8 protein-coding genes, 1 tRNA gene and 2 rRNA genes are annotated in these 14,980 nt (G+C 63.0%); all 11 read left to right on the top strand.

The genetic code is table 11. The features are described 5' to 3' along the window. Positions 1-105: 105 nt before the first annotated feature. The 11 genes from KY493_RS07110 to KY493_RS07060 all read left to right on the top strand — a co-directional run bounded on the left by KY493_RS07110 (position 106) and on the right by KY493_RS07060 (position 14,965). Positions 106-2,906: ribosomal RNA gene (locus KY493_RS07110) — 23S ribosomal RNA — on the top strand. Between the two features lie 88 nt (positions 2,907-2,994). After that, positions 2,995-3,109: ribosomal RNA gene (gene rrf / locus KY493_RS07105) — 5S ribosomal RNA — on the top strand. 104 nt (positions 3,110-3,213) lie between these two features. Next, a tRNA-Met gene (locus KY493_RS07100) sits at positions 3,214-3,290 on the top strand. Positions 3,291-3,555: 265 nt separating this feature from the next. After that, complete coding sequence (locus KY493_RS07095) at positions 3,556-3,771, top strand: hypothetical protein (RefSeq protein WP_219895708.1); 216 nt, start codon at positions 3,556-3,558, stop codon at positions 3,769-3,771. Positions 3,772-3,841: 70 nt separating this feature from the next. Beyond that, positions 3,842-4,399 carry an RNA polymerase sigma factor gene (locus tag KY493_RS07090; protein WP_219895707.1) on the top strand — a complete coding sequence of 186 codons (558 nt, stop codon included), beginning with the start codon at positions 3,842-3,844 and terminating at the stop codon, positions 4,397-4,399. Next, entirely contained in the window at positions 4,396-5,337 is a 942-nt protein-coding gene (locus KY493_RS07085) for a FecR domain-containing protein (protein WP_219895706.1), read from the top strand. Before KY493_RS07090 ends, KY493_RS07085 begins: the two co-directional genes overlap by 4 nt. Before the next feature lie 103 nt (positions 5,338-5,440). Then, complete coding sequence (locus KY493_RS07080; RefSeq protein ID WP_219895705.1) at positions 5,441-8,473, top strand: TonB-dependent receptor; 3,033 nt, start codon at positions 5,441-5,443, stop codon at positions 8,471-8,473. A 74-nt stretch (positions 8,474-8,547) separates the two neighbouring features. Next, positions 8,548-9,654 carry a pectinesterase family protein gene (locus KY493_RS07075; protein WP_219895704.1) on the top strand — a complete coding sequence of 369 codons (1,107 nt, stop codon included), beginning with the start codon at positions 8,548-8,550 and terminating at the stop codon, positions 9,652-9,654. Between the two features lie 746 nt (positions 9,655-10,400). Further along, the gene (locus tag KY493_RS07070) at positions 10,401-10,925 is read left to right on the top strand and encodes an RNA polymerase sigma factor (RefSeq protein WP_219895703.1); all 525 of its coding nucleotides are present in this window, start codon (positions 10,401-10,403) and stop codon (positions 10,923-10,925) included. A 20-nt stretch (positions 10,926-10,945) separates the two neighbouring features. Further along, entirely contained in the window at positions 10,946-11,848 is a 903-nt protein-coding gene (locus KY493_RS07065; protein ID WP_219895702.1) for a FecR domain-containing protein, read from the top strand. Positions 11,849-11,992: 144 nt separating this feature from the next. After that, the gene (locus KY493_RS07060) at positions 11,993-14,965 is read left to right on the top strand and encodes a TonB-dependent receptor (protein ID WP_219895701.1); all 2,973 of its coding nucleotides are present in this window, start codon (positions 11,993-11,995) and stop codon (positions 14,963-14,965) included. The last annotated feature ends 15 nt before the right edge of the window (positions 14,966-14,980 follow it).

Genomic DNA, 14,980 nt, shown 5'->3' with positions numbered 1-14,980 from the left:
GGTCACTGTTCGAGAAGAAGACATTGTCTGACAAAATCAGGCGTGGTCCCCCGGCATTCTTTCCAGTCGGGTGGAATAAACCACGCATGAGTTTTGCTGAGAAACGATCAAACGTTGAAGGGCTTCTGACGGATGCCTTGGCGTAGAGAGGCGATGAAGGACGTGGCAAGCTGCGATAAGAACCGGGGAGGCGCTAGCACCCTTTGATCCGGTTATTTCCGAATGGGGAAACCCACCTTTACGGTCTTCCAACTCTGTTCCGGCCCAATCTCTTGTAGGTTGGTCGGGGCGGCGATTGGCGGATCGTTGAAAGGTATAATGAGCTGAATACATAGGCTTCATTAAGCGAACCCGGGGAACTGAAACATCTCAGTACCCGGAGGAAAGGACATCAACCGAGACTCCCGTAGTAGTGGCGAGCGAACCGGGACCAGGCCAGTGCTTCTGTGACATAAAGGCGAACGACCTGGAAAGGTCGGCCATAGCGGGTGACAGCCCCGTAGCCGTCAAACAGCAGAAGACTCGAGTAGGGCGGGACACGTGAAATCCTGTCTGAACATGGGGGGACCACCCTCCAAGCCTAAGTACTCCTCTACGACCGATAGTGAACAAGTACCGTGAGGGAAAGGTGAAAAGCACCCCGACAAGGGGAGTGAAACAGATCCTGAAATCGGAAGCCTACAAGCAGTCGGAGCCGCCAAGCGCGGTGACGGCGTACCTTTTGTATAATGGGTCAGCGACTTCATGTGTCGAGCAAGCTTAAGCCGTTAGGTGTAGGCGCAGCGAAAGCGAGTCTGAATAGGGCGCTAAGTTCGACGTATGACGACCCGAAACCAGGTGATCTATCCATGAGCAGGTTGAAGGTTGGGTAACACCAACTGGAGGACCGAACCCGTGAATGTTGAAAAATTCTGGGATGACTTGTGGATAGGGGTGAAAGGCCAATCAAACCTGGACATAGCTGGTTCTCCGCGAAATCTATTTAGGTAGAGCGTCCGACGAATTCCTTGGGGGGTAGAGCACTGGATGGTTGCGGGCTGCGCGAGCGGTACCAATACTAACCAAACTCCGAATACCCAAGAGAACTATCGGGCAGACACACGGCGGGTGCTAACGTCCGTCGTGAAAAGGGAAACAACCCTAACCATCATCTAAGGCCCCCAAGTCACGGCTAAGTGGGAAACGATGTGGGATTGCTTTGACAATCAGGAGGTTGGCTTAGAAGCAGCCATCCTTTAAAGAAAGCGTAACAGCTCACTGATCAAGCGATCCTGCGCGGAAAATGTAACGGGGCTCAAGCCGTGCGCCGAAGATATGGGTTTGCAGTTTACTGCAAGCGGTAGCGGAGCGTTCCGTAAGCCGGTGAAGGTCAGGCGTGAGCCTGGCTGGAGGTATCGGAAGTGAGAATGCTGACATGAGTAACGATAAGAGTGTGAGAGACACTCTCGCCGAAAGACCAAGGGTTCCTGCGTAAAGCTAATCTGCGCAGGGTTAGTCGGCCCCTAAGGCGAGGCTGAAAAGCGTAGTCGATGGGAAGCAGGTAAATATTCCTGCACCAGCTGGAAGTGACGGATGGCTTAACTCGTACCCACTTATTGGATTGTGTGTGCGGGGGCGTTGTCCCAGGAAATAACTCCAGCAGAGACCGTACCCGAAACCGACACAGGTGGTCAGGTAGAGCATACCAAGGCGTTTGAGAGAACTATGCTGAAGGAACTCGGCAAATTGCACGCGTAACTTCGGAATAAGCGTGACTCACCCTGCGCAAGCAGGACTGAGTGGCACAAGCCAGGGGGTAGCGACTGTTTAGCAAAAACACAGGGCTCTGCGAAGCAGCAATGCGACGTATAGGGTCTGACGCCTGCCCGGTGCCTGAAGGTTAAAGGGAGATGTGAAAGCGTCGAACTGAAGCCCAGGTAAACGGCGGCCGTAACTATAACGGTCCTAAGGTAGCGAAATTCCTTGTCGGGTAAGTTCCGACCTGCACGAATGGCGTAACGACTTCCCCACTGTCTCCAGCATAGGCTCAGTGAAATTGAATTCCCCGTGAAGATGCGGGGTTCCCGCGGTCAGACGGAAAGACCCTATGAACCTTTACTATAGCTTCGCCTTGGCGTTAGCGACCGTATGTGTAGGATAGGTGGGAGACTATGAAACCGGGGCGCCAGCTCTGGTGGAGTCATCCTTGAAATACCACCCTTACTGTCGTTGACGTCTAACCGAGGGCCGTTATCCGGTCCCGGGACATGGCGTGGTGGGTAGTTTGACTGGGGCGGTCGCCTCCCAAAGTGTAACGGAGGCGCGCGATGGTGAGCTCAGAGCGGTCGGAAATCGCTCGTCGAGTGCAATGGCATAAGCTCGCCTGACTGCGAGACTGACAAGTCGAGCAGAGACGAAAGTCGGCCATAGTGATCCGGTGGTCCCGCGTGGAAGGGCCATCGCTCAACGGATAAAAGGTACTCTAGGGATAACAGGCTGATTTTGCCCAAGAGTCCATATCGACGGCAAAGTTTGGCACCTCGATGTCGGCTCATCACATCCTGGGGCTGGAGCAGGTCCCAAGGGTATGGCTGTTCGCCATTTAAAGTGGTACGTGAGCTGGGTTCAGAACGTCGTGAGACAGTTTGGTCCCTATCTGCCGTGGGTGTTCGAAGCTTGAGAGGATCTGTCCCTAGTACGAGAGGACCGGGATGGACATACCTCTGGTGGACCTGTCATGGCGCCAGCTGTGCAGCAGGGTAGCTAAGTATGGAATAGATAACCGCTGAAAGCATCTAAGCGGGAAACTAACCTCAAAACAAGGCTTCGCTGAGGATCGTGGAAGACTACCACGTTGATAGGCCAGGTGTGGAAGCGCGGCGACGCGTGAAGCTTACTGGTACTAATAATCCGATCGGTTTGATCGTTTCTCAGCAAAACTCATTCGATGATGATCACAGACCAAGATCATCTCAGACAATGTCTTCTTCGCAATCCTTCTGTCCGCCTGGTTGACCCGGTGGCTATGTCGGAGGTTCCCCACCCGATCCCATTCCGAACTCGGTCGTTAAGCCCTCCAGAGCCAATGGTACTTCGTCTCAAGGCGCGGGAGAGTAGGTCGCCGCCGGGTCTACCCGGCGGACAGAACGATTGCGCACGATACTTGCCCTGTGGCCTTCGGCCGACTTGAGGCGAGGCCCCTCGAACCGTTCTTCCCTCACGCCTACCGTTTGCCGCGGGATGGAGCAGCCCGGTAGCTCGTCAGGCTCATAACCTGAAGGTCGCAGGTTCAAATCCTGCTCCCGCACCCAAACACTACAAACACCAAAGCCCCGTTGGCCCAAAAGCCCCGGGGCTCTTCTGCGTTCTGGGTGCGCCTAGCCTCGGCGAGACGGCCAGACGACTAGGGACCCACAGTTCGAAATGGTCACATCCGATCAGGGACGTGAGTTGGCCTTGTTCAGAGTGGTCTCTTGAACTCATCAGTCTCATGCGAACCGCAGCCGAAGACTAGAGACGTGCGCCATGGATGGGACGCCAAAGCCGGCCGCGTGACAAGCGTAAAACAGGCGGGGCATGCGTAGCTGGAGCTGGGCCAAGATCAATGCCGGCGCCGCCAACATCGGGCCAGGCGTCTCGGCCGCCAACCACCAGCGTCTGACGACCGCCACGGGCCTGGCTCGGGTGCCGGCTTCGCAGGCGACGAGCCCATCGACCTGGTACGCGGCTTCTGGTCAGGTGAACAATCTGCTGCAGTTGGCCCGCGCGATTATCAGGCATATCGCTAAGTAGCTGATGATGTCCCTTTTGACGGAAGGCGGCGCGCCACGCATCTTGTGAGTCGGGGAGGCGGATGATGCGCATGGCGAAAACGCCCGAGGCCGATCTGGTGCGGTGGGTGGCGACGGAGGTTCTGCCGCACGAGGCGGACGTACGGGCATGGCTCCGGCGTTTCCCAGCGGCGGCTGCGGACGCCGACGACGTAGTCCAGGAAGCCTATTGTCGGCTGTCCACGCTCACCGACTTCCGGCACATCGCCAGCCCGCGCGCCTACTTCTTTCAAACCGCTCGCTCGATCGTACTGGAGCAGATGCGGCGCGCCCGCATCGTGCGCATCGAGGCGGTGACGGAAATCGAAACCTTGTGCATCGAGGGAGACGAACTCTCGCCAGAACGCATCGCGGCGGGGCGAACGGAACTCGAGCACGTAATGAAGGTCTTGGCGACGCTGCCCGAGCGAAGCCGACGCATCTTTGAGATGCGGCGCATGCTGGGCTTTTCACAGAGGGAAATCGCCGAGCGGCTGGGCGTCAGCGAGAACATCGTGGAGAACGAAGCGACCCGTGCGCTGAAGACGATCCTGGTTGCGCTGGGCCGTACAGGGCCAGCGCCCCGTCGGGTGTTGGGGCGCAGGGCATGACCAAGCGACTGACCGCCAGCGAGGTCGACGCCGAGGCGGCGCGTTGGGTCGTGCAGCTGGATCGCGCCCCCTTGGATGAGAGCCGCCAGAGGGCGCTTGATCTGTGGCTGGAGCGCGATCCCCGACATCGGGGCGCGCTGTTGCGAGCCAAGGCCGCCTGGAGCGTTGCGGTGGGAGTTGCGCGCCCAAACCCTGTCAACGCCCAGCGTCGGCATCGCCGATGGCTGATCGGCGGGATCGGGCTGGCGGCGGCCGCAAGCGGAGCCGCTCTGCTCCTGCCGCCGATGCTGGAGAGTCGGTGGTACCGCACGGCGGTCGGAGAAATTCGTCGCGTGCCGCTGGAGGACGGCTCGCTGGCCGCCATCAACACGGACACGGCCGTCGAGGTGGCGCTCGGGCGCGACAGGCGGTCGGTGCGGCTTGACCGGGGCGAGGCCTGGTTCCAGGTGGCGAAGGATCGATCCCGTCCCTTTGTGGTGGCGACGGGGCCGGTGCGTGTCCGTGCGGTCGGCACCGCCTTCTCGGTGCGCCGCAAGCCTTTGGGCGCCGAGGTCCGGGTCACCGAAGGCGTGGTCGAGGTCTGGAGCGAGGAAGGGGCCGGTCGCCTCAGGCGGGTGTCGGCGGGCGAACAGGTGTTCATCAGCGATAAGGCAGGCGCAGCGCGGCCCATTGAGCGTCCACTGGAGGTCGAGCGGGCCTTGGCTTGGCGCGATGGGCAGATCGTGCTGGACGGCGAGACCGTGGGTCAGGCCGCCGCCCAGTTCAACCGCTACAATACGCGCAAGATCGTGATCTCAGATCCCGAACTGGAGCGGCAGAAGGTGATCGGCTGGTTCAGGACCAACGAGCCGGAGAGCTTTGCGCGCGCCTTGGGCGTGTCGCACGGCGCGGAGTTGGCCATGACGGGCGAGGTCATCATGGTGGCGGGGCCGCGCTAGAAAAGATTGTTGTCCGGCGACGGAAAAAATCGCGCCGCGCATCCAGTGATTGGAACCCTCAAAGAAGGGTCCGGGGTCAGGAAACATCACGGAGGGCTGTCGCATGAACCTCATGCGTTGCGAGGGCGCCAAGGCGTCGCTGATGATCGCTGCGAGCACGGCGGCGCTTTGTTGGAGCGGAGCGGTCCAGGCGCAGTCGCGTCAGTTCGACGTGCCGGCCCAGCCGGCGTCTACAGGCGTGCCAGCTTTCGCCCGACAAGCGGACCTGCAGATTTTGGCGTCGGCGGACGCGGTGGCCGGCGAACGCACCGCTGCGGTTCGCGGCGTTTACTCGGTCGATCAAGGACTGGGGCGCCTGCTGCAGGGTAGCAATCTGGTGGTGGCGTCCAACGACGGACGCACCGCCGTTTTGGCCCCGAGCGCAGCCCCGGTCATCCGGCAGACGGCGCAGGGCGATCAGGCTGACGAGCAGGTGGCTGAAGTCGACGCCATTGTTGTTACCGGTTTCCGCGCCGCCCTCGGCAGCGCCCTCAACGCCAAGCGGCGCGAAAACGGCGTGGTCGATGTGATCAAGGCCGAAGACATCGCCGACTTCCCCGACGCCAATTTGGCCGAGTCGATCCAGCGCGTGCCGGGCGTCTCCATTGCCCGGGACGCCGGCGAAGGCCGCCAGATCACCGTGCGGGGCCTGGGGCCCCAGTTCACGCGTGTTCGCATCAACGGCGTCGAGGGTCAGAGCACGGCGTCGGGCACCGACAGTTCCGGCGGCGCCAACCGCAACCGCGCCTTTGACTTCAACGTCTTCGCCTCCGAGCTGTTCAACAGCATCACGGTGCGCAAGACCGCGTCTGCCGAGACGGAGGAAGGCTCGCTGGGCGCCACCGTGGACCTGCAGACCGGCCGGCCTTTCGACTATTCCGGCGCCAACTTCGTCCTGTCCGGCCAGTACGGCTACAATGATCTGTCGCGTGAGTGGGATCCGCGTTTTGCGGCCTTGGCCAGCAACACCTGGATGGACGGTAGACTGGGCGCGCTGGTGTCCGTCGCCTACACCAAGCGCCAGTTGCTGGAGGAGGGACATGGTTCCGGCGGCTGGCTGAACGGCACGGAAGCCGGCGGCTACAATCCCGCATCGCCATTCAGCGCAGCCCGAGGCGCGGACGTCTATTCGCCGCGCTTCCCGCGCTACGGCCGTCTGACCCACGATCAGGAGCGGCTGGGCCTGACGGGGTCGCTGCAGTTCCGCCCGCAGGACCGCACGCTGATCAACCTCGACGTGCTCTATTCTGACTTCAAGGCGACCCGCGAGGAGAACTGGCTCGAGGCCCTCTCGTTCGCCCGCAACGCGTCTCAAGGCGGGCGTCCCGAGATCATCGTCCGCGATGGTGTGATCGATCAAAACGGCGACATGATCTACGGCCTGTTCGACGACGTGGACATCGAGAGCGAGACCCGCTTCGATGAGCTGGACACCCAATACAGCCAGGCGACGCTCAGCCTTGAGCACGAGTTCAGCGACCGGTTCAGGATCAAGGGACTGATCGGCTGGTCGGAATCGGATTTCGACAACCCGATCCAGACCACGGTGATCCTGAATCGCGAGAACACAGACGGTTATTCCTACGACTATCGTCCAAACCGCGATGCGCCGCTGATCAGCTATGGCTACGACGTCACCGATCCGCTGGCTTATAATTTTGGGGCCGCGCGCTCTGAAATCCGGTTGCGTCCGCAGGGCGTCACCAACACCATCAAGACCGCGCAGCTCGACGCCGGCTTCGACCTGAACGACGCCCTTACTCTCAAGGCCGGCGTGAACCTGAAGCGGTATGAGTTCGACTCCTGGGCGCTCGCCCGCGTCAACGAGGGCGTGGTGCCACAGCTGCCGGCAGGTGTGACGCTGAGCAGCCTGACGAAGTTGGTGGGCGGCTTCGGCCGCAATCTCGATGCGCCGGCGGGCACGGTGACCGACTGGACAGCGCCCGACCTCGGCGCCTTTGCGGACCTGTTCAACATCTACAGCGGCACGGGTCTGTTCGAGTTGAGCGGCGCCAGCAATCCCAATGCGCGCGGCAACATCCGCAGCGTTACGGAAGACGACACCGCCGCCTATGTGCAGATGGACTTCCGCACCGAACTCGGCGGCGTGTCGATCCGCGGCGACGTGGGCGTGCGCTACGTCAAGACCGAGCAAAGCTCCACCGGCTATCAGCTGGTGGCGGGCTCGGCCCAGCAGGCCACGGTTGAGCGCGACTATGAGGACGTGCTGCCGGCGTTGAACCTCACGGCGGAGGTCACGCCCGATTTCCTGGTCCGGTTCGGCGCGGCCAAGGTGATGACCCGGCCCAATCTCGGCAGCGTCACGCCCGGTGGCAGCCTCAGCACCGTGGGCGTGTTCAGCGTCAGTTCGGGCAATCCGTACCTCGATCCGATCCGCGCCACGACCTACGACCTGTCGGCGGAATGGTATTTCGCCCCCGAGGCCCTGTTGTCGGTCGGCCTGTTCTACAAGGATATCGACAGCTACATTCAGACGTCGCGGACTTCGCAACCCTTCAACCAGTCCGGGCTGCCGCTGAACCTGCTGGATGGGCTGGGCGTGGCCCCGACGGACGTCTTCCTGTTCAGCCAGCCGGTGAACACCGAGGGCGGCCCGCTGAAGGGGCTGGAGGTGAGCTACCAGCAGCCCTTCACCTTCCTGCCCGGCCCGTTCAACAATCTCGGCGCCATCTTCAACGTGACGCTGGTCGATTCAAAGATCAGCTACATCTCGGCGCGATCTCCGACGGGCTTCGTGGAGAACGACCTGGTGGGCCTGTCCAAGACGGCTTACAACGCAACGCTGTACTATGAGGACGACCGCTTCAGCGCCCGCGTCGCGGCCGCCTACCGCGACCGATATCTGACGGCGGTGCCCAGCGGCACCAGCACCAATGACATTGACGGGGTGCGCGAGATCGTCACCGTGGATGCTTCCGCCTCCTATGCGCTGACGGATCGCCTCCGGCTCACTTTCGAGGGCCTGAACCTGACCGATGCGTTCAACGAACAGTACACCGACAGCCGCCGGGACAGCATCTACGTCTACTCGCACACCGGACGGCAGTACAACTTCGGCGTCCGCTACACCTTCTGACATCCTCCTCCCGAGGTTTGGGCGTCGGACGGTTCGCCGACCGACGCCTGCTTTTTCTTTCAATGGAGAGGCCCGTGGCCGAAGCCATTTCGCGGCGCTTGGTGATCGGAGGATTGAGCGCCTTTCCGCTGGCCGCCCAGGCGGCCGTCATTGAGGCTTTTGACGCCGTGGTCCAGCGTCCTGGCGCTCGGTCGCGCGGCTCCGCGCCGACCTACGCCAGCCTTACCGATGCGATCGCCGCCGCTCCCGCGGATGGCCGGCGCCCCTTTCGCATCCTCGTCACACGCGGGATCTGGGAAGGGCAGGTCGTGGTCGACAAGCCGTTCGTGCACCTGATCGGCGAAGACCGACAAGGATCGATCATCAACCACCTGGCGGCGTCGGGGCTGGCCGCGCCTGACGGCAGACCTTGGGGCACGTTCCGCACACCCACCGTGTTCGTGCGCGCACCGGACTTCCGCGCCGAGCGCCTGACCATCAACAACGCCTTCGACGGCCTTGCCGAGATGAGCAAGCCGGCGGGCCTCCATTCGCACAATGGTGCGGGTCCGCAGGCCGTCGCCTTGATGCTGGACAAGGGCTCCGACCGCGCCGTTCTCATCGACTGCGACATTCTCAGCTACCAGGACACCCTGTTCCCCGATGCCGGAACGAGCCTGTTCGACCACTGTTTGATCGCGGGCAGCTACGACTTCATCTTCGGCGCGGGTCGCGCCTGGTTTGAAGGCTGCGAAATCCGTTCGCGTCCGCGCCCGGTCGATCCGGTGGAAGGCTACATCACCGCGCCCAGCACGCCGATCGACCAGCCCTTCGGCTTCGTCTTCAACGCCTGCCGGGTGACGAAGGAGACCGGCGTGGCGCGGCGCTCGGTATTCCTCGGTCGCCCGTGGCGTCCGTCCAGCAGCTTCCCCGACGGCCGCTACGGCGATCCGCGCTTCGTGGGCGCCGCCACCTTCCTGAACTGCTGGATGGACGATCACATCGCGGCGGCCGGCTGGACCGAGATGTGGTACACGGGCCGCGACGGCAATCCGCGCACCATGCTTCAGCCGGAGCAGGTCAGGTTCGCAACCTTTGGATCGTCCGGACCGGGGGCGGCCGATTTCAGCCGCGGCGAGCGGCTTACGGGCCAACAGGCGGCGGCGATCACGCAGCAGCGGGTCGTTGGACCGCGAACCTGAAGATCAGTAAAGACAGAGCTTCGAGGCGCAGGATCGACAATCCGCTTTGACCGAACAGCACAGTGCTAAGCGTCATCAGAAGGCTCGCGCGTTGCCGTGCGCCAGCCCTGAACGTCCGCTGTGCAGCTTGATGCCGATGATCGCTGATGGCGCTTCTGCGACTACGCCGAGAAGATCAGCCGCGGTGTGTGGTTCTGTTCAAAGCCTGCTCCCGCACCCAAACACCACAAACACGAAAGCCCCGTTGGCCCAAAAGCCCCGGGGCTCTTCTGCGTTCTGGGTGCGCCTAGCCTCGGCGAGACGGCCAGACGACTAGGGACTCACAGTTCGAAATGGTCACATCCGATCAGGGACGTGAGTTGGCCTTGTTCAGAGTGGTCTCTTGAACTCATCAGTCTCATGCGAACCGCAGCCGAAGACTACAGACGTGCGCCATGGATGGCAAAGCCGGCCGCGTGACAAGCGTAAAACAGGCGGGGCATGCTCGTTGCCGGGGAGGCGGTGATGGCTAAGCTTCGGCGGGGATCGGACGCGGACGAAGCTGCGGATTCCGCGAACGTCTTCTTCCGCGCCATGGTGCGACGTCCGATTCTGGCGCCGCCGCTGACCGGCAAACGTCGATCCGAGTAGGTTGCGCCGGGCAGCAGATAGCACCGAAACTGGTCGCTTCACCTCCAGCTGTCCGCGCGGCGCCATCCAACCTTCACCGTCCAGAGTTAGAAGCCTGCGGAAGCGGGGACGGGATCTTGGCTTACGACGGCGACCAACAACAGATGGCGCGCGATCTGGCGCCGGTCGGCGAGTTCATCCGAAGGCTCGTTCTCCGACGGCTTGGCCGCGCGGACCTGGCCGAGGATGTCGCGCAGGAAACCCTGCTGCGGCTGGTTGAGTACGCGCGGGTCAAGCGCGTCGACAGTTTCTACGCTCTGGGTATGCGCATCGCGGAGAACCTGATGAACGAGCAGCACAGGCGGGAGAGGCGTTGGAGCTGGACAGATCTCAGCGAAAGCTTGGCCAGTGGCGAGCCGTCGCCCGAACGGATCATAGAGGCACGCGAAGCCGTGCAAACCCTTGCTCGAACATTGGAAAGGATGCCGCGCCTGAGGCGTGAAATCATCGTTCGTCGCCGGATACGCCATCAGAGCTGCGCCGCCATCGCATCCGACCTGGGCCTGAGCCTGAAGGCGGTGGAGAAGCATGTGACACGGGGCCTTCTGGACCTGAGCACAGCCTTGCAAGCAACCGGAGCCGGTAGAGGGGGCAAGGCGTGAAGGCGAAACGGAACGGCATCATGACCGAGGCGGCGGCCTGGGTGAATTGGAGCACGCGGCAGGGCGCATCGAGCGAAGAGGCCGCTGCGTTTGATCGCTGGATGTCCGCCTCGGAAGCTCACCAAGCCGCCTTCGCGGACCTTGCCGCCATGTGGCGCTCGGACGCCATGGGTGAAGCGGCGCGGCTGGCGGCCAGCCGAAAGCGAACGAGGCGGCGATCATGGCTGGTGCTCGCGCCGATCGCCGCTCTTGCATCGGCAATGGTCGTCATCGGGATCGTGGGGCCATGGGCGGATCACCGCATGATCGAAACCGCACGCGGCGAGCGCCGGGACGTCATGCTGGCGGACGGGTCACGCGTGACCCTAAGCGGGTCGGCGCGTCTTCTGGTCGATCAGAACCTGCTGCGGCGGTCGGTCGTGCTCGAGCAGGGTGAAGCCTTTTTCGACGTTCCGCATGACGGACGACCCTTCTCGGTGGGAGTCGGTGACGGGGTCGTGCAAGTGATGGGGACCGCCTTCAATGTCGATCGATCCGAGGGCGGTCGGACCGAGGTCGACCTCTATCGCGGCGCTGTGCGCATCAACACAAGGACCGGGACCTCGATGGCGCTTGTTCCCGGCGAGCGCGGCGTGCTGGAGCATGGCCGTGCTCGCAAGGCGGCGTTTACGCCAAGCGCGCCTGACTGGATGGGTGGTTGGTTCGACACGTCCGACGCAACCCTCTCGCAACTGGTGGAGGAGATGGACCGCTTCTCACAGACTCCGATCGTCGTCGCCGACGAGCGTGCTCGCCGGATCAGGATCAGCGGTCGCTTCCGTGTCGCTGAACCTTCTTCGGTTCTGGACCTGATCCAGACGGCCTATGGTGTTCAAGTTGAGAGGAGAACTGATCGTATACTGATAAAAAGTAAGGCGGGTTGAACAAAAATGTCTTCAACATTTCGTGGTTGCTCCAGGTAGGGATATGGAACCTCCAAGCATCTCTCCTGCAGGCTGGTTGAGCCGACGCCTTTTCTCTTGGGGGATGCCGACATGAACTCGAACCTGACGCGACACGCGTCTATCTTGACGCTTGCCGCCGCGCTAAGCGCCGCTGCGCCCGCCGTTGTTGCGGCGCAGGAGGCGCAGCAGACCTTTTCGATTCCAGAAAAGGACCTCTCGTCGGCGCTGCGCGACTTTTCGCGTGCGACGAACCTGCAACTCGCCGCAAGCCCCGAGATGCTGCGCGGGCGCCGCAGCAAGGCCGTGCAGGGACGCTTCACCCCCGCCCAGGCGCTCTCGCGGCTGACGGACGCCAGCGGCGTTCGAGCGCGCATCGTCGGGCGGTCGATCATGACTGAACGGGTCGTCGCCCCGTCATCGGCGGAACGCGCGCGGCCGGCGCCCTCCGCTGTTCCGGCTGTCGCCCGCGCGGCGCCGCCCGTCTCAGTGCAGACCTCGGCCAGCCAGGTGGAGGATGTCGTCGTCACGGGCTTTCGCAGCAGCCTGCTGGCCGCGCGCGACCTGAAACGCAGCGCCACGGGCACGCAGGACGTCATTGTCGCCGACGACATCGCGGCCTTCCCCGATCTGAACCTGGCGGAGTCCCTGCAGCGCGTGCCCGGCGTGGCGATCACACGCGACGCAGGGGAGGGACGTCAGATTTCGTTGCGCGGCCTGGGTCCGGATTTCACCCGCACCCAGCTGAACGGCATGGAGGTGCTGGGCAATACCTCGTCCGGCTTCGACAATCGCGGCTCCGTCAGCCGCACCCGCAGCTTCGACTACAGCCTTTTCGCATCCGAACTGTTCAACCGCGTCGTCGTGGAAAAGACCTATGCGGCCGAGCAGGACGAGGGCGGCATCGGCGGCACTGTCGGCCTCACCACCGCACGACCGTTCGACTATGCGGGGTCGCGTCTGGTGGTGGGCGCGAAGGCGCAGACGAACTCCAATACGGACAGCGTGACGCCGCGCGTGATCGGCCTGGTCTCCGGCCGCTGGGACACGGGCATGGGCGAGTTGGGAGCGCTCGCCTCCGCCGCCTACACGCGCAACGACGTCAACGAGTTCGGCATGCGCAGCTGGAACTGGACCAAGATCAACGTCGCCGCCGCGAACATCGGGCCAGGCGTCTCGGCCGCCGACCGCCAGCGTCTGACGACCGCCACGGGCCTGGCTCGGGTGTCGGCTCCGCAGGCGACGAGCCCATCGACCTGGTACGCGGAGCGCGAGCGCGTCGGGCTGACCGGCGCCTTGCAGTGGCGTCCGAACGCGCGCGCAGAGATGGGCCTGGACGTGCTCTATGGCACGCTCGGCAACGATCGGGACGAGTACGCCCTGGCGCCCGCCGGCGTGAACGCCCTGACCGGCAACGTCACGGGGACTCAGCGTCTGAACGCCGTTGAAATCCGCGGCGACAGCATCGTCTACGCCGACTGGTCCGGCGTCGACATGCGCAATGAGCACAAGCACTCGGAAGACGAGACCACCTTCACCCAAGCGGTTTGGACGGGCAGTTTTCAGGCGACGGACAGGCTGCGCTTCGACGCCCTGGTCGGCTTTGCCCGATCGGAGTTCGAGGGACCTGTCTTCGACAAGGTCTTCATCCAGGCGGTCAACCAGAGCTTCGGCTACGACTTTCGCGGCGACAGTCCCGCCGTCACCACCTACCGCTTCGACACGGAGGATCAGAGCCTGTGGGGGCTGATGCGGGCCGACGCCCGCGAGGACTACATCACCAGCGAGTACAAGACCGTCGAACTGAACGGCGCCTGGGACATCAGCCCATCGTCCACCCTGAAGTTCGGAGTCGGACGCAAGAACTTCGAGAACGAGGGCTGGCAGCGGTTCAACCGCGTTGACTGGTACAACAACCCCGCGCGGCCCGCGCCGGTGCTGGAAGTCATCCGCTACGACTCCCTGCTTCCGTATGTCGTACCGGACGCCGTGGCGACCTTCGACCGGACGGGTCAGCGCCGGGATCTGACGGCGGCGGACGATCGGGCCGGCACCAACTACGTCCTGACGGAGGAGACCACGGCCGCCTTCGTGCAGTACGATCTTGACATGCAGCTGGGCGCCATGCCGCTGAAGGCCAATGTCGGCGTGCGCTACTATTCGACCGATTTGACGTCGGCCGGCACCGTCGCGACGAACGCCGGGCTTGTGCCCACCTCCATCGAAAACAGCTATGACGGCTATCTGCCGGCGGCCAACCTCGCGCTGGAGGTCACGCCTGACACGATCGTGCGCCTGGGCGCAAGCCGCAACATCAGCCGGCCGAGCCTCGACGACCTGCGCGCCGCCGGATCAGTCAGCTTCACGCCCTTCGGCGGAAGTGTGAACGCGGGCAATCCTGCGCTTGAGCCCTTCATGGCGGACTCGTTCGACGCCTCGATCGAGCACTATATGGGCGACAGCGGCTTTGTGGCGCTCGGCGTCTTCTACAAGTCGATGGACTCCTTCATCACGGCCGAAACCGCGTCCGTGCCCTACGGATCGATCGGCTATCCACTGTCCTTGATCGGACCGGGCCAGGACGCCAGCACAATCTATTCCTACAGCCGGCCGGTGAATGGCGACGGCGCCTCGATCCGGGGCGCGGAGTTGGCGGTACAGCGGGACTTCGACTTCCTGCCGGCGCCGTTCGACCGCTTCGGCTTCACGGGCAACGTCACCTACGCCAAGGGCGAGACCGACGCCCTGGTGGACGGCGTCACACGCACCCTGTCCCTGGCCAACCTGTCGAAATGGTCGTCGAACGCGACGATCTACTATGAGACGGACGTGTGGGGTGCGCGCATCTCCAGCGCCTATCGCGACGGCTACTTGGACGGCATCGGCGGCAACGGAAACGTGGGCTCCGGCTACCACGCCACCAACAACCTCGACGCCACCCTCTTCTGGAACGTCAGGCCGGAGCTGAAGCTGGTGGTCGAGGGCATCAATCTGACGGACGAGGCCATCGACCAGTACACCGACATCAACGAGGAGCGTCCGACCTCCTGGACCAAGAGCGGACGGACCTTCACCGTCGGTCTGACATACGTGTTCTAGCAACATAAGCAGCCA

Origin of the sequence: Brevundimonas sp. PAMC22021, from assembly GCF_019443405.1 — a bacterium.
Classification (GTDB): domain Bacteria; phylum Pseudomonadota; class Alphaproteobacteria; order Caulobacterales; family Caulobacteraceae; genus Brevundimonas.
This window is presented reverse-complemented; position numbering and strand designations above follow the sequence as displayed.

Excerpts from the sequence above, each read along its gene's own strand:
- KY493_RS07090 (WP_219895707.1), top strand. The coding sequence starts at position 3,842 with ATGGCGAAAACGCCCGAGGCCGATCTGGTGCGGTGGGTGGCGACGGAG.
- KY493_RS07085 (WP_219895706.1), top strand. The coding sequence starts at position 4,396 with ATGACCAAGCGACTGACCGCCAGCGAGGTCGACGCCGAGGCGGCGCGT.
- KY493_RS07065 (WP_219895702.1), top strand. The coding sequence starts at position 10,946 with ATGACCGAGGCGGCGGCCTGGGTGAATTGGAGCACGCGGCAGGGCGCA.
- KY493_RS07080 (WP_219895705.1), top strand. The coding sequence starts at position 5,441 with ATGAACCTCATGCGTTGCGAGGGCGCCAAGGCGTCGCTGATGATCGCT.
- KY493_RS07095 (WP_219895708.1), top strand. The coding sequence starts at position 3,556 with ATGCGTAGCTGGAGCTGGGCCAAGATCAATGCCGGCGCCGCCAACATC.